Origin of the sequence: Sporolactobacillus sp. KGMB 08714, from assembly GCF_036598985.1 — a bacterium.
GTDB lineage: Bacteria > Bacillota > Bacilli > Bacillales > Sporolactobacillaceae > Sporolactobacillus.
This window is the reverse complement of sequence record NZ_JAUUBW010000037.1, coordinates 1-20,182: the sequence shown is the minus strand read 5'-3', so window position 1 is coordinate 20,182 and position 20,182 is coordinate 1. Positions and strand designations below refer to the sequence as shown.

At 50.3% G+C, this 20,182-nt stretch carries 16 protein-coding genes and 1 riboswitch; of the genes, 14 read left to right on the top strand and 2 right to left on the bottom strand.

Annotated features, from left to right (window positions below):
* The first annotated feature begins 1 nt into the window (after position 1).
* From Q6A92_RS15310 to Q6A92_RS15295, 4 genes are all read left to right on the top strand, one after another.
* Positions 2–760, top strand: a complete 759-nt coding sequence (locus Q6A92_RS15310; protein ID WP_274400440.1) for a DeoR/GlpR family DNA-binding transcription regulator — start codon at positions 2–4, stop codon at positions 758–760.
* Positions 753–926, top strand: coding sequence for a hypothetical protein (locus tag Q6A92_RS15305; protein ID WP_274400441.1), 174 nt, complete (start codon positions 753–755; stop codon positions 924–926). The genes Q6A92_RS15310 and Q6A92_RS15305 overlap by 8 nt, the downstream gene beginning before the upstream one ends.
* Before the next feature lie 436 nt (positions 927–1,362).
* The gene (locus Q6A92_RS15300) at positions 1,363–2,304 is read left to right on the top strand and encodes a sugar-binding transcriptional regulator (RefSeq protein WP_274400442.1); all 942 of its coding nucleotides are present in this window, start codon (positions 1,363–1,365) and stop codon (positions 2,302–2,304) included.
* 191 nt (positions 2,305–2,495) lie between these two features.
* Positions 2,496–3,200, top strand: coding sequence for a fructose-6-phosphate aldolase (locus Q6A92_RS15295; RefSeq protein WP_332238625.1), 705 nt, complete (start codon positions 2,496–2,498; stop codon positions 3,198–3,200).
* Between the two features lie 229 nt (positions 3,201–3,429).
* On the opposite strand, the gene Q6A92_RS15290 is transcribed toward Q6A92_RS15295, so the two are convergent.
* A complete protein-coding gene (locus tag Q6A92_RS15290; protein ID WP_274400445.1) occupies positions 3,430–3,915 on the bottom strand; it encodes an SRPBCC family protein in 486 nt (161 codons plus the stop codon).
* A gap of 578 nt (positions 3,916–4,493) precedes the next feature.
* Between Q6A92_RS15290 and Q6A92_RS15285 the strand changes: the two genes are divergently transcribed.
* The 7 genes from Q6A92_RS15285 to thiE all read left to right on the top strand — a co-directional run bounded on the left by Q6A92_RS15285 (position 4,494) and on the right by thiE (position 13,321).
* A complete protein-coding gene (locus tag Q6A92_RS15285) occupies positions 4,494–5,363 on the top strand; it encodes a DNA adenine methylase (RefSeq protein ID WP_332238624.1) in 870 nt (289 codons plus the stop codon).
* Between the two features lie 170 nt (positions 5,364–5,533).
* Positions 5,534–7,657, top strand: coding sequence for a glycosyltransferase family 39 protein (locus tag Q6A92_RS15280; RefSeq protein WP_332238623.1), 2,124 nt, complete (start codon positions 5,534–5,536; stop codon positions 7,655–7,657).
* Between the two features lie 1,412 nt (positions 7,658–9,069).
* Positions 9,070–9,861 carry a metal ABC transporter ATP-binding protein gene (locus tag Q6A92_RS15275; protein WP_274400462.1) on the top strand — a complete coding sequence of 264 codons (792 nt, stop codon included), beginning with the start codon at positions 9,070–9,072 and terminating at the stop codon, positions 9,859–9,861.
* 78 nt (positions 9,862–9,939) lie between these two features.
* A complete protein-coding gene (locus tag Q6A92_RS15270) occupies positions 9,940–10,746 on the top strand; it encodes a metal ABC transporter permease (protein WP_274400464.1) in 807 nt (268 codons plus the stop codon).
* Between the two features lie 94 nt (positions 10,747–10,840).
* Positions 10,841–10,940, top strand: a riboswitch (TPP riboswitch).
* Between the two features lie 177 nt (positions 10,941–11,117).
* Complete coding sequence (tenA, locus tag Q6A92_RS15265) at positions 11,118–11,783, top strand: thiaminase II (protein WP_332238622.1); 666 nt, start codon at positions 11,118–11,120, stop codon at positions 11,781–11,783.
* Between the two features lie 28 nt (positions 11,784–11,811).
* A complete protein-coding gene (gene thiM, locus Q6A92_RS15260) occupies positions 11,812–12,624 on the top strand; it encodes a hydroxyethylthiazole kinase (RefSeq protein WP_274400467.1) in 813 nt (270 codons plus the stop codon).
* Between the two features lie 40 nt (positions 12,625–12,664).
* On the top strand, positions 12,665–13,321 hold the full coding sequence (thiE, locus tag Q6A92_RS15255) for a thiamine phosphate synthase (RefSeq protein WP_332238621.1): 657 nt from the start codon (positions 12,665–12,667) through the stop codon (positions 13,319–13,321).
* A gap of 88 nt (positions 13,322–13,409) precedes the next feature.
* Here the strand turns inward: thiE and Q6A92_RS15250 are convergent, their stop codons facing one another.
* Positions 13,410–14,279 carry a CvfB family protein gene (locus Q6A92_RS15250; protein WP_274400471.1) on the bottom strand — a complete coding sequence of 290 codons (870 nt, stop codon included), beginning with the start codon at positions 14,277–14,279 and terminating at the stop codon, positions 13,410–13,412.
* A gap of 397 nt (positions 14,280–14,676) precedes the next feature.
* On the opposite strand from Q6A92_RS15250, the gene Q6A92_RS15245 reads away from it, so the two are divergent.
* From Q6A92_RS15245 to Q6A92_RS15235, 3 genes are all read left to right on the top strand, one after another.
* Complete coding sequence (locus tag Q6A92_RS15245; RefSeq protein ID WP_332238620.1) at positions 14,677–17,580, top strand: 2-oxoglutarate dehydrogenase E1 component; 2,904 nt, start codon at positions 14,677–14,679, stop codon at positions 17,578–17,580.
* Between the two features lie 27 nt (positions 17,581–17,607).
* On the top strand, positions 17,608–18,900 hold the full coding sequence (odhB, locus tag Q6A92_RS15240) for a 2-oxoglutarate dehydrogenase complex dihydrolipoyllysine-residue succinyltransferase (protein WP_332238619.1): 1,293 nt from the start codon (positions 17,608–17,610) through the stop codon (positions 18,898–18,900).
* A gap of 115 nt (positions 18,901–19,015) precedes the next feature.
* Positions 19,016–19,738: a Crp/Fnr family transcriptional regulator gene (locus Q6A92_RS15235; protein WP_274400474.1), complete on the top strand. Its 723-nt coding sequence runs from the start codon at positions 19,016–19,018 to the stop codon at positions 19,736–19,738.
* Positions 19,739–20,182: the final 444 nt, after the last annotated feature.

Genomic DNA, 20,182 nt, shown 5'->3' with positions numbered 1-20,182 from the left:
TTTGGCTTTGGGATTAACGGAACGCGAAAACGATTTGCTGAATATTGTTAATGAACGGATCAAAATAGATGTCAATGAGCTGGCCGAACTGCTCAATGTATCGAAAGTGACCATTCGAAAAGACCTGGATCGTCTGGAATCAAAAGGACTGCTTCAAAGGAAACACGGATATGCCGTGATCAACAATGCCGATAATGTCGGTTATCGGTTGGCCAAAAAGTACGATGTCAAAAAAAGGATTGCCCGGCTTGCCGCCCAATCGATTCATGATAATGAAACGATCATGATCGAATCCGGATCAACCTGCGCTCTGCTGGCCGAGGAGATCGCGGCGACAAAACAGGACATAACTATTATCACCAATTCTTTCTTTATCGCTTCCTACATCGGCAGACATCAAAGTGTTCGTATTATCCTGCTTGGCGGAACGTATCAGGAAGATTCACAGGTGACAGTCGGGCCGATTACGAAACAAAATTTAAGAGAATTTTTTGTCGACAAGCTCTTCATCGGGACAGACGGTTTTGATCGAAAGATCGGCTTTTTCCAAAACGATATTATGAGGGCCGAAGTGGTACAGACAATGGCCCTATCCAGCAGGAAGACGATCATTCTCACGGATTCAAGCAAATTTTATCAAAAAAGTCTGGTCAAACAATTCAGCCTGAATGAAATTCAGGAGATTTATACCGATCGTGAGCTGGATGAAGATACGAACCGGTTTATTGCCGACAAAGGCGTAACTTTGCATCTTGCATAAAAAGCGAACAGCGATCACACCGGTACACTATTTTTTCTTCCCGGGAAAAGCTGATCAACACGCAGAACATCCCGGGAACCAGCGCGATTGGGTTGTCGGCGCGGCAGGCTATTCGGCGTTCTTCGCCGCCCTTTCGAAAGAAACACAGAATGAAGTCGGGAGCTGACTTTGTAAAGAACCAGGCAGTCAGATGACTCGTTCGGAGAGGACCTGTGCGGCAAAGTGCTGTCCGGCTCCCGTTACCGATCCTGAAGATGAGGCCGATTAATAAAAAGCCAAAAAAGCCCGGCGTGAAAAGTATCGGCAGGAAAAACGGCTGCCGCCTTTCCTGCCTGATATTTTTCCCCGCTTCGAAGGGTGATCCGCTTTTTCAAAGGGGTTGTTACAGTCCAGGAACGGCCGCCGATTTTTAAAATGCCTGGCAGGGGAAGCGGCGGTCATCCGTATCTTTGACGGTCCGGATTTAAACCGGCGGTATCTGCGATCTTTAATTTTCGATAAAATCATGAAACATCGTTTAAATAAAGGTATATTCCAGCATTAAAGTGTTTGACGGAGAGCACAATTGTGCAGACTGCTTTGGGGGATTAAAGGAGGGCGCTATGGAAAAAGATAAAAGAAGGCTTTTAACCAAAGTGGCTTATCTCTATTATATCAAGGAAAAAACGCAGAACGAGATTGCCGGCGAACTGGGTATTTACCGGACGACAATCAGCCGCATGTTGAAAAAGGCCCGGTCCGAAGGGATTGTCGACATTCAGATCCGCGATTTTGATCCGCAGGCCTTTGAACTGGAAGTTCAGCTGCAGAAAAGATTTGCTTTGAAAGATGCTGTTGTGATTCCGACCGGTGCCGATGATACAGAAAAAGAAAAAGAAGACAAGCTGGCTGAGGAGGCTGCCTATTATTTAAAGCATCTAATCAAGAATGATGAAATTATCGGCTTAAGTTGGGGCTCCAATCTGGCAGCCATGATCGGCAAACTGAAGGGAAATAAAAAAACAAACGCGACGTTTGTCCCATTGGTCGGCGGGCCGAGCCATATTAATTCACGCTATCACGTCAACGCCATCATTTACGATCTGTCCCGCCACTTTGGCGGAGAGTGCGTATTTATCAATGCGGGGGCGATTCAGGATTCCCGGCTTTTGCGCGATGGCATCATGAAATCGCGCGATTTTCAGAAATTCAGGGATTACTGGAATCGCCTGGACATTGCGATGTTCGGTATCGGCGGCCCCCTGGAAAGCAGCACGAGCAGCTGGCGCAATTTTATGACACAGGCCGACCAGAAGAGCCTGATTAACCGTCATGCAATCGGCGACTGCTGCTGCCAATTTTTTGATTCGGAAGGCCGTCTGATAAAAGAAGGATTATATAACCGTACCATTGGCATTAAACCGGAATTGCTGGCAAAAGTTCCGTATTCGGTCGGTGTAGCGCGCTCGAAAGTTAAGGCACCGTCCATCCGTGCGCTGTTAAAAACCGATTTTATGAACACACTGATTACGGACGATGAAACAGTACGGGAGATATTAAAATGAACTACATATGTGCAATTTCTGCTTCTTTTTATAGCTTATCTTTCCTTTCAAATCGGCATTTCTGAATGATATCTGAAATTATTTCAAGTGATATGTCTGTAAAAACTGTGTTTTCGTGCTACTATTTAGCTGTGGGCAGGCTGAACCTGATAAATCACAATTGTGCATTATCTTACAAGGGAGTGTTGCAAATGGAATTTCTGTTGGATTCAATTCATCTGGCTTCAATAAAAAAATACGTCGGCATCATTCCGCTGGCCGGCGTGACTTCCAATCCGTCGATCGTAAAAAAGGAAGGCAAAATCGACTTATTCAGGCATTTAAATGAAGTCCGTTCGCTCATCGGAGCCGATGCGACATTGCACGTTCAGGTTGTTGCCGACAATCCCGACGGCATCGTCCGGGATGCTCATGCCATTCTCGACAATGTCGACGATCGTGTATTCATTAAAATACCCGTCACCGAGGCCGGCCTGACAGCTATAAAAAGGTTAAAAAAGGAAAATATAAATGTCACTGCCACGGCCGTTTATTCGAAATTTCAAGGCTATCTGGCGCTTGAAGCCGGTGCCGACTACATCGCACCGTATTTTAACCGAATGGAAAACATGAACATTGATTCAAAAGCAGTCATCGCCGAATTGGCTAAAGCAATCGAACGGCAGCACAGCCGCACCAAAATCCTGGCGGCGAGCTTTAAAAATGTCGGCCAGGTAAACGCGGCATTTGAAGCCGGCGCTCAGGCCGCAACGATGGGTGCGGATATTCTTGCCAACGCCCTGGGCCTGCCGGCAATCAGTCAGGCGGTCGACGATTTCACCGCGGACTGGGAATCCGTTTTCGGCAAAGGTGAAAAAGTCTATACGCTGGCTGAAAATAACGAAGGTGTCCGTTGAGTGATCTGTACGGCTGAAACTCAGATCAGCCGGGGCGACGGAGTCCGCACCGATGGTTGGGGCGGGCTCTTTTTACTGCCTGCTTTTTTTGAAAAATGTGCCAAAGAGGCGTGAATAACACATGATTGCCGGTCTCTCTTTCTGCTTTGCCGATGAGCGGGCAGTTATCGGCATGAGGCGTTTTCGGCATTCGCCGGCGCAGGTTAACGGCAATGGCTGCTTTTCGTTTTTATTTTACCTGTTCAATCAAAGCCGCATATTCCGTATGCCGTTTCTCCCAGTTTTCTTTTGGAAAATCGGCATGGACGTGTTCGTTCAGCAAATCGATCAGCATGTCGAGGCAGACGTGCCATCCGGCCAGATCTTTTGCAGTATGCTCGTTAATTGCCGGAAGAGACTCTTTCAGCACGAGTAAGCAGCCGTCTGCCTCAGGGTACAGCTCGAAGCGCACGCGACCGTCGCCCCATTCGAACTCTAAAACAGAGTTTTCCCGGCAGTCCGTTATTTTGATTGCGAAAGAAGCTCCCGTGCCGTCATTCATATTGAATTGAATCATCCCTCCGCTCCGGAGGCCGGCTATTTTCAAATTAGGCATCCATTTCTCTAATTTCTCATTTTGTGTCAGGGCAGCCCATACTTCCTGCAGCGGATGATGAAGCAGACGATCAAAACGGGCAATATACCTGTCGTTAACTTTTTGCACAGCAGCAAGCACCTGTTATGCCTCCTTATATTCAGAGCCTTTTTAATTGTTGATTCGGCAAGATCAGCCGAAAATCCTGCCCGTATCATTTTTATTCGCTGCTTTTCTGTACAGAATTTAATTCTGCGCTTCCTCCGTCTGTACGGTTACCCGGGAAACCGCGCTCGGCTTTTCGATCTTATGCGGCGCTGCCGGCCCGGAAACGGGCACCGGTACAGGTATACAGGAGAAAGAGCAGGCAATAGCCGCTAAAATTTGGTGATTGACAGCGGTATGCAATATGTTCATAATTAGTCATAGTCTTGTGAAACGTTTTTCTCCGAACGGTCGAAACGGCTGGCATATAGCTGATTTTGTGAACGGGCGGGTTAAAATCGGGATTCAAAATCGGCTTCCGCCAATGTAGGAGATTCGACCCCGACCGCCGATACATACCTTTTTGGAAGAGCGCTGGATGACGCTTTTTTTTGATCTTTTATTTTATAATCCGATTTTCGATTGTTTTTCCGCAATGCGTGCCATGGATATGTGAACGGGCATTCAGATTTCCCCGCGTGCATGTGCCCCGATGTTGCGGGAGTCGCATTGGCATGTACGAGGCTGCGTTTGAGAAATTAAGGTGGCAAAAGAGATTGAATAGCGAGCGTGTCAAACCGTTTTTAAAATGGGCGGGCGGCAAACGGAGAATGCTTGCCGATATCCGCAGCTGTGTCCCTCAGCATTTTCGCCGGTACTACGAACCCTTTGTCGGAGCGGGAGCGGTTTTATTCGATCTGCAGCCCGCCGATGCAGTGATTAACGATATTAATGAAGAGCTGATGAATGTCTATCGGGTGATACAGAGCGACGTCGAGGGCCTGATCAAGGATTTGGAGAAACACCGTAATGAAAAGAGCTACTACTATAAAATCCGCGATCTGGATCTGAATGAAGATTATCAGAAAATGTCCGATCTTGAAAAGGCGTCGCGTATTATTTATTTGAATAAAACCTGTTTCAACGGGCTGTTTCGCGTCAACAAGGAAGGACATTTTAACGTTCCCTTCGGAAAGTACAGCCGGCCCAATATTGTCAATGAGAGGACATTGAGAGGGGTCAGCCGCTATTTCCGCGAAAACCGCGTGAAAATAATGGCGACAGATTTTGCTGAAGCAGTGGAAGATGCAGAGGAAGGAGATTTTGTCTATCTGGATTCTCCGTATGATCCGCTTTCGACAACATCTTACTTCACAAGCTACAGTAATGACGGATTTACCAAAAAAGATCAGATCAGGCTGCATGATTTATTTGCGGATCTGGATCGCCGCGGGGCTCTCGTTTTGATGAGTAATTCGGCGACGCCTTTTATTAAGCAGATGTACAATAATTATCATATTACTTTTTCCTCGACGAGCCGTCTGATCAATGCCGACGGCAGCAAGAGAGGGAGAATTGATGAGGTCCTTGTGACCAACTATTAAAAAAGCTCAAGTCTAAGTTCCGAAAATTTTCGCTTCCGGCCGCTTAAGAAAAAATTAAGAATCAAGCATGATAATGATTCTATGATTTTTATAGCGCCGACGATAGCGGACAGGGCGGCCCGATCCGGAACGGCCCGAATGTCCGGGGCGAAGATTTGGAGGAATAGTCTTTGAAAAAAAAGACCGGGCACTTTGATTTCTTATTACTTGGAGTTGTGGCTCTCTCGGCTTTTCTGAATCTGTATCTTCTGAACCATGCGAGTTCGAATGAATACTACACCGTTGCCGTAAAGAGTATGATGAAAAATTTTCATAACTTCTTTTTCGCTTCATTTGACCCGGCCGGCTTTATCACGGTTGACAAACCGCCTGTTGCTTTATGGATTCAGGTCTTAAGCGCGAAAATTTTCGGACTGAGCAATTTCAGCGTGCTGTTTCCGGAAGCCCTGGCCGGAGTCGCCTCCGTGGCTTTGCTGTATGTCCTTGTAAAAGATAAGTTCGGAAAAACGGCTGCTTTTATTTCAGGACTGGTTCTGGCAACGACGCCGATCTTCGTGGCTATCGTGCGTACGAACAACGTCGACAGCATCCTGATTTTCGTTCTGCTGGCGGCGGCATGGGCATTGATGCGGGCCGTTGACAAAGGCAGGATGCGCTGGCTGGTGGTCAGCGTGATTCTGGTCGGAGTCGGGTTCAACGTGAAAATGCTTGAGGCCTTCATGGTGCTTCCGGCCATTTATCTGTATTATTGGATTGCAATGAAAACGACCTGGCGAAAACGTCTCCTGCATCTGACGGTTGCCACCGTCGTTCTTCTTGCCGTTTCTTTTTCCTGGGCCACGGCTGTTGAGCTGATTCCCGCAAACGATCGTCCTTACATCGGCAGCAGTCAGACCAATTCGGTTTTTGAACTGGCTTTTGGATATAACGGTGTATCCCGTCTCACGGGCCAGCAGGGACATGGAAATCAGGCCGGCGGTTCCCGGCAGCCTGATTTAGGCGGGCAGCAGACAGGCAGCGATGCACAGCGAACCGGTACGTTCGGCAGCCGGAGCGGCACAACGGCAAACGGGTCGCAGAACAGCCGGTCCCAGTCTGCACAAACGGGCGGGTCTACCGACCGGCCGGCACAGATGGCAGGGAACGGGCAGGCCGGCGGAATGTTTAACACCGGCCAGGCAGGGCTGTTTCGCTTATTCTCGCAGGCTCTTTCCAGTCAGGCCAGTTGGCTGCTGCCCTTTATTCTTTTCGGAATCGTCGGTCTTGTTGTCTCGTTCCTGCGCCTGCGCAAGCTGACCAGACAGGGTCAGTTTGCCGTTTTCTGGCTGGGATGGCTCATTCCGATGATGGCCTTTTTCAGCGTGGCCGGTTTCTTCCATCAATATTATCTCAGCATAATGGGTCCGGCAATCGGCGCGCTGACGGGCATTGCTTTTACAGTCCTGTGGAAATTTTACAGAGCAGAACGGGAAAATTGGACGAGCTGGCTGCTTCCGGCCGCACTTCTTGTGACGATGCTTTTTGAAGCTTTGATTCTTTATCAGAACAGTCTGCCCAATCAATGGATTTATCTGGCGGTTGCAGGAGGCCTGATCCTGTTTGCGGTCTCCGCCTCTTTCCGCGGCCAGGACAGACGGAGCAGCCAGGTGTATGCCGCTGCGGCGGGTCTGATTATTTTGCTTGTTGCTCCGATTTATTGGACGTTGCCGTCGACCTTTAATCAGACAAACAGCTCGATTCCTGTCGCGGGCCCGAGTTCATCTCAATTCGGCGGGAACGGAGGCGGCTCGGCTCAGTTCGCTGCCCGGCAGAACCGCGAGTTCGGCGGACAATTCCAGAATGGCGAACGGCCTGCCGGGTCCGGACTGCCGGCTTTATCGGCAGACAGAGTGCGGCAGATGCGGTTCGGCTCTCCCCAGGGAGGCGGAATGAACGGACAAGTGGACAAGAAATTGCTCAGTTATCTTGAAAAACATGATAAGGGTGAAAAATTCATTCTGGCCGTCCAGAGTGCCCAGTCCGCTTATTCGATCATGCTGAATACCAATTACGCCGTTATGGCGATGGGCGGATTTCAGGGCAGCGATCCGGCCGTGGATGCTGCCAAACTTGCCAAAATGGCCAGGGCGGGCGAAGTGAAGTATTTTCTGATTTCCGGCGGGAATCGCATGGGATCGAACCAGAGTGCCCTGCAGTGGATTGAGAAAAACTGCAGCAAGGTGCCGGCCAGCGAGTGGTCTTCGGGGAACTCGCAGCAGGCGGGCGGACAGACGCTCTATGTTTATAAAGGTTAGGCCAAAAGACAGCCGGCCGATGATCGGCGCCGGCCTGCCGCGGTAACAGTTCCGGAAGGTCGGCTCTTCGGCAGCCGTTCACTCGAATTTTGCCGTTCGGAAATTAAAAAAACCGACAGTTTAAAGCGCGTCTGTTCCGGCGGAGTCGTTATTGCGCCAGCGCCATATTCAAATCTCTGGATTCATTATAAAGGCAAGGGGCGTCTCACGGTCGAAAAATCGATTGTTGAAACGTCTTCTTTTATTCCGCCATGTTCGGCTCCGCTGGATGCGTGAATGAATTTCATAACGGTGCCGAGTGCCTCTTTTTATCAAAAAAATACCTTATTTCGGCTGCTGCTGCACTTCAGCCGGCGATTTTCAAAAAATGAGAGACGTATTCTGCCGGCTTAGATAAATGGAAGAATCATCATAAGATGCATTTCAGTGATAAATGAAAATAAAGTCGTCCATACGGAGCAACGCAGGCAGCATATTTTCATTGAATTATCGTTTCCGTGTAGAAAAGTTGTTTACTCATGCATTTAATCTGAAAATATTTTTCTGCTTAAGAAAGGGACTATAGTGCAGCTGACGGATTGCGCAAACAATCCGATCCGATTGAATTGGAAGCCTGGGCGGTCGCACCGAATCGAGCAACAGTCGCACCGAAACGCCCAAATGTTGCACCGAACCAGGCCTAAGCCGCACCGAATCGTTGAGAAGTTGCACCGAACCTGGGCGGTCGCACCGAATCGAGCAACAGTCGCACCGAAACGCCCAAATGTCGCACCGAACCAAGCCTAAGTCGCACCGAATCGTTGAAAAGTTGCACCAAAAAAAGCGGTCGCACCGAAACGCCCAAATGTTGCACCGAACCAGGCCTAAGCCGCACCGAATCGTTGAGAAGTCGCACGGACCCGGGCGGTTGCACCGAACCTGGGCGGTCGCACCGAACCAGGCCTAAGATGCACCGAATCACTGAAAACTCGCACCGAATCGGGCCAGGCCGCTCCTAAATTCAAGTTGCACTTGGCTGAGGTCAGCATGAAAAAAATTCTCCATCCGCTATTTTGTTGGCTCCTTATTTCATTCCTATCAATTTAAGGAACGGTTCGCTGCGGCTGTGCAACAGCCTATTCTCAGTAAGCACCTTTTTTGTAAGCAAACTTTATTTGCCTGCGTCAACAGGGTAAGGACTTGACAAAATAATAAACAGCGGGTACACTTTTTAAGTGCCTAAACCGTAATAATTACGATTTAAAGTATTCACTTATTTGCGGCAGAAGTGGAAAGTAGACTCCGGCGTGCAGCTCCGCAATCGTCTGTCTGCCGAAAGATCAAACAGCCGGCCGTCGGGATTATGGTGAAGCCGCCCCACGGAGAGGGTTCAAATGCCGGATAATCGGTGAACTGAAGGAAATTGAGAATCATTGAAACTATTAATCTATAATCTGCGGGGGGTCATCTATGTGCTTCGCGATGTCCGGATCAGCAATCTGCAAGTCAGCTTTAACGGGCAACACGTTCTCAACAATCTGTCCTTTAATGTTTCCGCCGGGGAAATGCTGGCGATAATCGGTCCGAACGGTGCGGGAAAAACGACATTGCTTAAGGCGATTCTCGGGTTGATCGCGCCTCAGGACGGCAGGATTGTTTTGGAGACAGACAGGCGGAAAGCGGTGATCGGCTACGTGCCGCAGTCCAGGACCATTGATGAAGAAACGCCGATCGAAACAAGGGATTTCATCTCACTTGGCCAGTTGTCCGGCATTTTTCCGTGGCTTCTGAAAAAAGAAAGGGAGCACCTGAAGCAGGTCATGATGCTGACAGATACGCAGCGGATCGCCGGAAAAACGGTCGGCAGGCTGTCCGGGGGTGAAAGGCAGCGGGCCTTTCTTGCACAGGCACTTATCCGCGATCCTGATCTTCTGCTGCTTGATGAATCAACGGCCAATCTTGATCCGTACGCGCAGGAAAAGATGATGCAGCTTGTCAGGAAAATCAACCGGGATCAAAAGCTGACCGTCATTTTTATCAGCCATGATCTTCACCTTGTGAAGAAATACGCGGACCGGATCATGATTCTCTCTCCCGAGAGCTACGACATCGTGAGTGCGGATGAACTGCCGGACGCGCAGACGCTGAACTCCGTCTATCGTTTGCCTGCCGGTATTCATCCGTCCGGAGACCGGAAAAAACGGTTGGGAAAGCAGCCTGTATAAACGGAGCCCTCTTTCAGAAAAACAGGGATGGAGAAGACTGTACTATGAAAATTTGTCATGTATTCGGGAGGTCCGACGATGTTTCAGTATGATTTTATGCAGCATGCGTTCATAGCGGGAACTCTGATTGCGATCATGTGCGGAACGATCGGTGTCTTTGTCATTGCGAGGAACCTCTCCTTCATTGCGCACACGTTCTCGCATATTGGTTTTGCCGGCGCCTCTTTTGCTGTATATACAGGTATCGACCCGCTTGCCGGGCTGCTGCTCTTCACGCTGCTCAGTGCATTCGGCATCGGGCAGCTTGGCGTCAGGATCTTTCGGCGCGACGCTTCTGTCAGCGTTGTGCTCAGTTTCTTTCTTGGGATCGGCATTTTGTTCCTGTCGCTTTCAAATGCGCAATCGGGTTTTTTGCAGACCATTTTATTCGGGAGTGTCGTAGGTATCGACATGCGGGATGTATGGCTGATCATCGCTCTGACCGTACTGGTTATTTTTGTGATGGCCGCCGGCTACCGCTGGCTGAAATTTGATTCTTTTGATCAGACAGGCGCGCAGGCAGCCGGACTCCCGATCCGCTGGATTTCAATCGGATTTCTTCTGCTGATGTCCATTGCCGTCAGCGTGACGGTTCAGATCGTCGGCGCCCTGCTCGTTTTTTCACTGATGACGGTCCCCGCCGCAGCCGCCCGTTTTTATACGCAGTCTATTTTCGGCATGATCCTCTTGTCCTCGCTGCTTGCCGTTGCCGGGGTGTGGGTCGGACTGGTGCTCGGTTACTATACGAACGCGCCGGTCAGCTTTTTTATCACAAGTTTTGAATCTGCCGTCTATTTTATCGGTATGGGATTTCAAAGATTCATGGTCCGCAGGGAAGCGGCCTGACCGCCGGAAACAAAATATGTGTTATGCTGCCTGCGGGAAGCTAAAATCTTGTCAGGTGAAAACATCTGTGATAGGGTGAAGTTAATTGAATAATGTTGTCCACTGGGGGAGCTTTTTTGCTGAGATTGACAATGTCAAGACCCTTTGAACCTGATCCAGGCGATGCTGGCGTAGGAAAGTGGTTTCGATTTGATCTATAAAGAATGCTTGATTTAACTACATAGATCTATCCGCCGCTTTCGTCAGAAAGCGGTTTTTTTCTGCGCCCGAAAATCGCCGGGACCGAAACAGCAAAGCCGAGCGGCCCCTTCTCCGGACGATGCCGTTCAATTAAACTCAGGTTTCTTATTTTGAAGTCGGGAGGTTAGAGAGTGGAGATTTCAGAAAGAGCAAGACTGGCCAATCAGTCTTTGTGGGAACAAAGCTTCAACCATCCTTTTGTCCAGGAGATTCGGGATGGATCGCTGGCGCTTGATAAATTCCGCTTTTATGTGAAACAGGATGCGTATTATGTCAGGGAATTTGCCAAGATCCACGGACTGGCGGCAGCGCAGGCAGATGATCCGAAGATTGTGGCGGCGCTTTCCGATATCGCCGTCGGATTGGCGGAAGGGGAGCTGCAGATGCATCGCCGCTTCTTTGCGGATCTGCAAGTCGGCGGCGAGGAGTGGGCGGCTTTTCGTCCCGCACCTGCTGCTTATGCGTATATTGCCCACTTGTACTGTGTGGTCTGCCAGGGCAGGCTTTGCCGCACCATGGCTGCTTTGCTGCCTTGCCCCTGGCTTTATTCCGAGATCGGACAGAGATTGAAAAATGCCGCACCGAAGCGGGAAATTTTTCAAAACTGGATTGCGGAATACAGCTCCGACGCTCTGGAAAAAAATGTGGCGGTTGAAAGAAAAATCTGGGACAAGTTAAGCCGCGGCGCGGATGATCATGAGAAGGAGCGTATGCTTCATATTTTTTATCAGAGCAGTTATTACGAACTGAACTTCTGGGATATGAGCTACGGCATGGATGATTGGAATCGGAAATAACAACAACGATGTACGGAGGGGGATATTCATGATCGAACCTGACTTATTGATTGAAAAAATGAACGCGGTCCGCAGGCAGAATCCGTTATTGCATGTGATCACAAACCGGGTGGCGATCAACGATTCGGCCAACGGCGCGCTGGCTATCGGCGCTTCGCCGATTATGGCCGAAGCTCATGAGGAGGTCGCCGAAATCGCAGCGGGCAGCAATGCACTTGAACTGAACATCGGCAATTTAACACCCTATTCAATAGAAAGTATGATGATCTCCGGGCATGCAGCGAACCGGGCCGGCGTTCCGATTGTCCTTGATCCGGTCGGGGCGGGCGCGACTTCGTTTCGCCTGAGTACGGTCAGGAACTTTTTCGATGAGCTGGACATTGCCATTCTCCGCGGCAATGCCGGTGAAATTGCCGCCATTGCCGGGGAAGACTGGGGAGCGAAGGGCGTCGACGCCGGAGATACGGGCGGCGATATCCTGCCGCTTGCCGTCCGCGTGGCCCGGCGCTATCACACTGTCGTTGCCGTATCCGGAAAGACCGACACGATCACGGACGGGGCAAAGGCCTGTCTCGTTCACAACGGCCATCCGCTCTTTCCCGTTATGACGGGATCAGGCTGTCTGAACGGTGTGATTCAGGCGGGCTATGCCGCAGTTTCAGGCGATTTTCTGGAAGCATCGGTTGCCGGTTCGGCCAATTATGCGATCGCCGGCCAGATTGCCGGTGAAAAAAGCGGGGGGCCGGGAACTTTCCGCCAGCTGCTGATGGATGAGCTGTACACGCTTAGCGAAGAAAAAATTCAAAAATACGCTGACCTGGAGGAGGTCGCGGTTCCATGAAACCAGGATATCGGCCGGCGCAGAGAAAAGGGGTGTCATCATGACGAAAGAACGGGAAGCATTAAGAAGAGCCCTGTCTCTTTACTTCATCATGGGTTCTCAGGACGGGTGCGGAGAGGATCCTTTAAAAACAATCAATCTGGCATTGGAAGCCGGCGTTACCTGCTTTCAGTGGCGTGAAAAGGGACCCCGGTCGTTAAAGGGACAGGAACGGATTGATTTCGCAAAAAATGCACTCAATCTGTGCCGTTCCTATCATGTGCCTTTTTTCGTAGATGACGATGTAAATCTGGCCGTTCGATTGCAAGCGGACGGTGTCCATATTGGGCAGAAAGACGGAAGCGCTCGGGCCGTCCGCCGGGAAATCGGCGGCAAAATGTGGCTGGGCGTTTCCGCACATTCGTTTGAAGAGGCAGAACGTGCACGTGAGCAAGGTGCGGACTACATCGGCGTCGGTCCATACAAACCCACACAGTCGAAGCCGGACGCTGAATCGCCGATCGGCACCGCGCTGATCCGGCGGCTCGGCGCTGCTCGTTATCCGCTGCCGATTGTCGCGATCGGCGGCATTACTCCGGCCGATGTACCCGCGATCCTATCGGCGGGCGCCGACGGAGTTGCCGTCATTTCTGTCATTTCGAGAAGCCCGGATCCGCAAAGTATCGTCCGGCAATTTTTGAACTGTCTCAATCGATAGCCTCAACGTCCGGGTCCGGTCCTGTTCGTATCTTCCGAACAGGCCTTTTTTTGTCCGCCCTCTTTCAGCCTGGCACAGGCGCAGCGATTCATTCCTTTTCAGCTCCCCGGATGTAGCTCCAGCCTTCTTTCTGGTAGATCTTATTTTCCTTCATCAATTTACCGAGCGCTTTTTTAAAGTCGCCCTTGCTGATTGAAAACTTGCTGCGGATATCTTCGGGCAGGCTTTTGTCCGAATAGGGCATGGCGCCCCCCCGGCCGTCCATGTACCGGAGAATCGCCGCGGCATGCTGGTCGATCGATTCATAGCTTCTCTGGCGCATCGAGAGATTGATTGTCCCGTCTTCCTTGACATCGATCACCCGGCAATGGACGTTTTGTCCGAGACGTAGCCTGCCTTCTGTCTCGTTTTTATGAATAAAACCAAGGTAGCCTTTATCCGTGATCACGCGGGCTCCTTCAAGCAGAAGCCGGTATACGTCGGCATCGAGTTCCTGATTAAAAAGATCCTCGGGAGCAGCAACGGACAGCATGTGCATGATCGGATCATCGGCAAGTTTGGCAAACAGCCGGTCCTTTTTATCGAGCTTCAGGCTGCAGTACACATGATCGCCTGCGGCGGGCCAATCCTGCCATTCGTCCGGCAGGTCGTCTTTTGACAGAAGAATATCCTTGTTGATGCCGATGTCGACGAACACACCGTATTTCTTGTGCATGCCGGAAACCGCTGCCCAGTTGTAAACGCCCAGCCGGATATCCGGAATATGCATTGTCGCAGCCAGTCTCCCCTGATGATCCTGGTAGAGAAAAACTTGTTGCGGCACGTGCTCGTCAAACGGCTGAACTATATCGTTTTCGTGAAGCAGTACTTGGAGAGCGCCGTCGGTCAGAAAATAACCGAACGGCGATTTGTGGGCAATCTCGAGAGTGACGACCGTCCCTGCTTTCAGTGCTTCCAAAATCCCGACCCTCTTTCTTCAAAACATGTACCGTATTCTGTCCGTTTTCGCACGCGGACAGCCGGGGCATTCAACTATCTATTATAACATGACAGGCCGTTTCAAAAAAAGAAAGCATCAAGGCGGCTGTCCCATTCAGGTTATTTTTACCCACATAGGATAAAATATGTCAAGACCCCGAACTGAGAAAATGCATAGAAACGATTACAAAAAATCATCATTTCACTATATCGTAACAATTTAAACTTCAAATTCAATGTGCTAAAATGAGTTTGCAAGAAAAGAACAAGTATTTTTTAGAGGGAACAGCAGACGCTTTGGGATGAGGATCGGTTGTTTTTTTAAAATCTCAGAATTAAGAATTATTTGGAATCATCATAATGAGGAGCGATGCAAAGTGTCCGTTAATGAAACGTTAGCCAAGACAAACCCGTGGCAGAGTTTTTCCGGTCTCAATCTGGGTTATGTCGATGAACAGTATGATAAATTTCTCGAAGATCCCGATACGGTCGATCCTACACTGCGCGATCTGTTCGATAAATGGGGAAGACCGAAGAGCATCGCTGAGAACCCGTTTAAAGTTCATCCCAACCCTGAATACGGTGCGGCTGAAAACAGCTTTGATCTAGATCAGGCGGTGGGGGCCGTCCGGCTTGCCGAACGGATCCGGACTTACGGCCACTTGCTGGCCCATGTCAATCCGCTCGGTGAACATCATATTGTCGAAACGCACCTGATGGACCTGGCCGCGTTTAATTTATCGCCAAAAAAATTGAAAGCGATTCCCTCTCGCGTTGTCTGGGCCGAGGCACCTGATGAAGTCCGCAATGCACTGGACGTCGTCAATTATCTGCGTGATCTTTATTCCCGTTCGCTTGCCTACGAGTTCAGCCACGTTCAGGATTTAAAGGAAAAAAAGTGGCTGAATGAAGCCATTGAAAGAAAACGCTTTCAATCGAAAATGAGCGATATCGAAAAGAGAATTTTACTGAAGCAATTAGGCAAGGTTGAAACATTTGAACATTTTCTCCATAAAACATTCGTCGGGCAGAAGCGGTTCTCGATTGAAGGGCTGGATGTGCTCGTACCGATGCTTGACAAACTGATCCAGTGCGGCGTCGCCGACGGAACGAAGCAGATTATGATTAGTATGGCGCACCGCGGACGCCTGAGTGTGCTGGCTCACATTCTCGGCAAACCTTATGAAAAAATTCTGGCGGAATTTGTCCATGCGCCGATCAAAAGTATGGTTCCTTCGGAAGGATCAAAAGGGATCAACTACGGCTGGACCGGCGACGTGAAATACCACCTGGGTGCGGCCCGGTCGATTGAGGAAGGAAACAAAAAGTACCTGCTTCAGTATACGGGAGATGGAAATGCGGCCCAGGGTCCGTTTCAGGTGAAGGTCACCCTGGCAAACAATCCGAGCCATCTGGAGGTTGTCGATCCGGTAATCGAAGGCTATGCACGCGCCGCACAGGATAATCGCGAGAAAGAAGGGTATCCGGATCAGGATACCGAGAAGGCATTTACGATTATGATCCATGGCGATGCCGCATTCCCGGGCGAAGGCGTCGTTGCGGAGACGTTCAATCTGAGCCGGCTGAAAGGTTTTAACACCGGCGGGACAATCCACATTATTGCCAATAACCAGCTCGGATTCACGACGGATCAGGAGGACGGGCGGTCGACGGCCTATGCCAGCGATCTGGCCAAAGGATTTGAAGTACCGATCGTGCACGTCAATGCCGATGATCCGGAAGCCTGCCTGAGCGCGATCCGTCTGGCCTATCAGTACCGCAAGACATTCCGGAAAGATTTTCTGATCGATCTGTGCGGCTACAGACGCTATGGGCACAATGAATCCGATGATCCCGAAGCAACGCAGCCTCTCCTTTACCATGCGATCCACAATCATCCGACCGTATGCAGCCTTTACGAAAAAAGACTGGAAGACGAAAACGTCGTCAATGGGGAAGAACTGAAAAAGTACAGAAAACATCTCGTGGACAAACTGCAGCTCATTTACAACAAATCACGTGAAGAACAGAAAAAGGGATTGAAGGAAACGCCTTTTCCGAAAAAACTGGCGGAGCCGCTCGACCATATCCAGACAAAAGTGCCGATTGACGAATTGAAGGATCTGAACAGGCAGCTGCTTGACTGGCCGGAAGAACTGCACGTTTATCCGAAACTTGCCAGAATCCTGAAGCGCCGTGAAACAGCTCTCAACGGCGGGCGGAAAATTGACTGGGGACTCGGTGAATCGCTCGCTTTCGCCTCGATCCTCAAGGACGGAACACCGATCCGGTTTACGGGCCAGGATGTTGAACGCGGCACGTTCGCCCACCGCCATGCCGTGCTTCACGATGTCGATTCAGGCATTTCCTATTCGCCTTACCATTATCTTAATGGCGTCCGCACCTCGTTTGATATTCGTAACAGTCCGCTGTCGGAAACGGCCGTTATCGGTTTCGAATACGGCTACAATGTGTTCGCTCCCGAGACTCTGGACATCTGGGAGGCGCAGTTCGGAGATTTTGCCAATGTCGGGCAGGTAATGTTCGACCAGTTTGTCACTGCCGGAAGAGCGAAATGGGGCCAGAAATCCGGGCTGGTCATCCTGCTGCCTCACGGCTATGAGGGAATGGGGCCGGAACACTCCAGCGGACGTCTGGAAAGATTCCTGCAGCTGTCGGCGGAGAATAACTGGGTCGTTGCCAACTTAACGACGCCCGCCCAGTACTTTCACATTCTGCGCCGGCAGGCTTCGATTCTGAACAGCGACGTGGTCCGTCCGCTCGTGATCATGACGCCGAAAAGCCTCCTCCGCCATCCGAAAGCCACTTCTTCTCCGGAAGATCTGTCTGAAGGCCACTTCCGCAGCATCGTTGAAGAGCCGCTGACAGGCGGCGATCCTGCAAAAGTGCGGCGGCTGGCGCTTTGCAGCGGAAAGGTCGCGGTCGATCTTGAGGTTGAGATCGCAGCCGGCTCGGCCAACCTTGAATGGCTCCACATTTTGCGCGTAGAAGAGCTTTATCCGTTTCCCGGGGAAACATTGAAGAAGTTTTTCGGCAAATATCCTGGACTGAGAGAAATTGTCTGGCTCCAGGAAGAACCGAAGAATATGGGCGCCTGGAGTTATATTGAACCGCGGCTGCGCAGCATTTTACCGGCAGGAATTGATTTAAGCTATATCGGCCGCCCGCAACGTTCCAGCACGGCGACCGGCGAACCCGAATTTCATAAACAGGAACAGCGACGCATCATCTCAGAAACTTTGCAAAAAACATTAAATTAACATTGTGCTCATTTGGAGGGGATCAGATTGATCGAAGTTAAAGTACCGGAACTTGCCGAGTCCATTACGGAAGGAACGATCGTGAGGTGGCTGGTAAATGTCGGCAGCAAAGTCAACCAGGGGGACGACATCGCTGAGATTGAAACCGACAAAGTCAACATACAGATCAGCGCGGAACACTCCGGAGTCCTGAAAAAAATTGAGAAGGACGTGGACGATACGGTTGAAGTCGGTGAGGTCATTGCACTGCTTGATGAAAATGAAAGTTCCGGAACGGGGAAACCGGCAGGCCAGGCTTCGGGAGCGAAGAGCGAAGAGAAGCCGGCTCCGGAAGAGAAACCGACTCTGACAGAAACGCCGGCTCCTGCAGAAACACCTGCCCCGGCCAAGGAAGAGCAGCAGCCTGCCCGGAAGAGCGGCGCCGATCTGCGTCCGGCTTCTCCGGCTGCGCGGAAACTGGCCAGGGAGAAAGGAATCGATCTGAACGCCGTTCCGACCAGTGATCCGCTCGGACGTGTCAGACTCGATGACGTCGCACGGCAGAGCGCTTCCGAAAATAAGGTCCGGCAGCCTGCCGAACAATCACTATCCCCGGCCGGAGATCCGACGAAACCGGTTGACCGTGTGAAAATGTCGCGCAGAAGGCAGACCATTGCTTCCCGGCTTGTCTCTGTCCAGCACGAGGCGGCCATGCTGACTACTTTCAACGAAGTGGATCTGACGGCTATTATGAAAATCAGAAAGCGCCGCAAGGAAGTTTTTATCAAAGAACATGACGTAAAACTTGGCTTCATGTCCTTCTTTACAAAAGCCGTGGTCGGCGCATTGAAAAGTTTCCCGCTCCTGAACGCGGAAATCGACGGAACGGACATACTCGTCAAAAAATATTACGATATAGGCATTGCCGTTGCAACGGATCAGGGGCTTGTCGTCCCGGTTGTCCGCGAGGCGGACCGCCTGACATTTGCCGAAATCGAACGCTCGATCAAGGATCTGGCGACCAGAGCCAGAACGAACCGCCTGACACTGGGCGATCTTCAGGGAGGGACGTTCACGATTACGAACGGCGGAACATTCGGTTCTCTGATGTCCACTCCGATTATCAATGCTCCGCAGGTCGGCATCCTCGGCATGCACGGGATCAAAAAACGCCCCGTGGCTGTCGCAACGCCGGAAGGAGATAAAATTGAAATTCGGCCGATGATGTATATCGCACTTTCCTATGATCACCGGATCGTCGACGGAAGTGAAGCAGTGCAATTCCTTGTTAAGGTCAAAACTTTGCTGGAAGATCCCGAGACATTGCTGCTTGAGGGATAAGTTTGCCGAATTAGCAAATTTGTATGATTTTTGTCACACAAGCAGTTAAATTAATGGAATTTATCTTGTATAATGAAGACAAGAAAATTCATTGATTGGCAAGGGTGTGATCCGTATGGAAAGTGCGGCATTTGCCTTACAGGAACAGATGAGCAATACGGCCATGTTTTCGGAACAGAGTCTGGAAGCGTTGAAAAACGTAATGGTCGAGACCGAATTCAAAAAGGGCATGAGCATTTACTGGGAAGGTGATCCTTCCGACAAGCTCTATTATGTCATTAAAGGCCGCGTGAAGGTTTTTAAATCTGCATACGATGGAAAAGATCTCGTCCTGCACTATTTTACTCCGGATGATTTGTTCGGAGAACTCGGCTGTTTCGGATACGACGAATATTCGTTTACCGCTAACTGTGTCACAGACTGTACGATCGGTGTGATTGCCGAGAAAGAAGTCGAGGCGCTGCTGACAGGAAATATCGGCCTCTCCTTTGAGTTCATGAAATGGATCGGGCTGATGAACCAATATACGGAGATCAAGATGCGCGACCTGCTTTTTTACGGGAAAAACGGGGCACTGGCCTCTACACTGATTCGAATGGCTCATGGGTTCGGGAAAAAGGAGGCAGATGGCATTCACTACACCATCGGCCTGACGAACTCCGACCTGGCTCAATTGATCGGTTCCACCCGGGAAACCGTCAACCGTATGCTTCAGTCATGGAAAAATGACGGGGCTATCGGCTATTATCACGGATCAATTGTGATCAAGGATGTAAATTACATTAAAGCGATCTGTCATTGTGAAGATCGCTGTCCAATGAACATTTGCCGCCTGTGATCCATGAAAAATTTTAATGAAGCGGCTCTCGTCCGGGAGCCGCTCTTTTTTTGTGCAGATTGATAAATACAAAAAAGTTGTTTACACGAAGCAGCACAGGCAGCACGCTTCTGTTGAATTTGCCATGTAAAAAATAGCCGTTGACTCGCCGTTCCAGTCGTTCCGTGATTCAGTCTGACGTTTCATGACAAAAAATGTCCTTTCCCGCTCTGTGATAAACTGTTAGAAAAAGTGCAATTGACGGATACTGTGCAGCAGTCCGATCAGATTTAGAATAGCTGAAACCAAGCCAGAGAAGATTGCGCTGAAACATAGTTGAGCCGAACCTGATCAGTCGCACCGAATGCGGCCTAAGTCGCACCGAACCGCCCAAATGTCGCACCCAATCGTCAGGAAGTCGCACCAAACCAGAGCGGTCGCACCGAATCAAGTCTAAGTCGCACC

Bases quoted from the DNA above. Each gene is read 5' to 3' on its own strand.
- Q6A92_RS15300 (WP_274400442.1), top strand. From the start codon at position 1,363: ATGGAAAAAGATAAAAGAAGGCTTTTAACCAAAGTGGCTTATCTCTAT.
- Q6A92_RS15295 (WP_332238625.1), top strand. From the start codon at position 2,496: ATGGAATTTCTGTTGGATTCAATTCATCTGGCTTCAATAAAAAAATAC.
- Q6A92_RS15285 (WP_332238624.1), top strand. From the start codon at position 4,494: ATGTACGAGGCTGCGTTTGAGAAATTAAGGTGGCAAAAGAGATTGAAT.
- Q6A92_RS15270 (WP_274400464.1), top strand. From the start codon at position 9,940: ATGTTTCAGTATGATTTTATGCAGCATGCGTTCATAGCGGGAACTCTG.
- thiM (WP_274400467.1), top strand. From the start codon at position 11,812: ATGATCGAACCTGACTTATTGATTGAAAAAATGAACGCGGTCCGCAGG.
- thiE (WP_332238621.1), top strand. From the start codon at position 12,665: ATGACGAAAGAACGGGAAGCATTAAGAAGAGCCCTGTCTCTTTACTTC.
- Q6A92_RS15235 (WP_274400474.1), top strand. From the start codon at position 19,016: ATGGAAAGTGCGGCATTTGCCTTACAGGAACAGATGAGCAATACGGCC.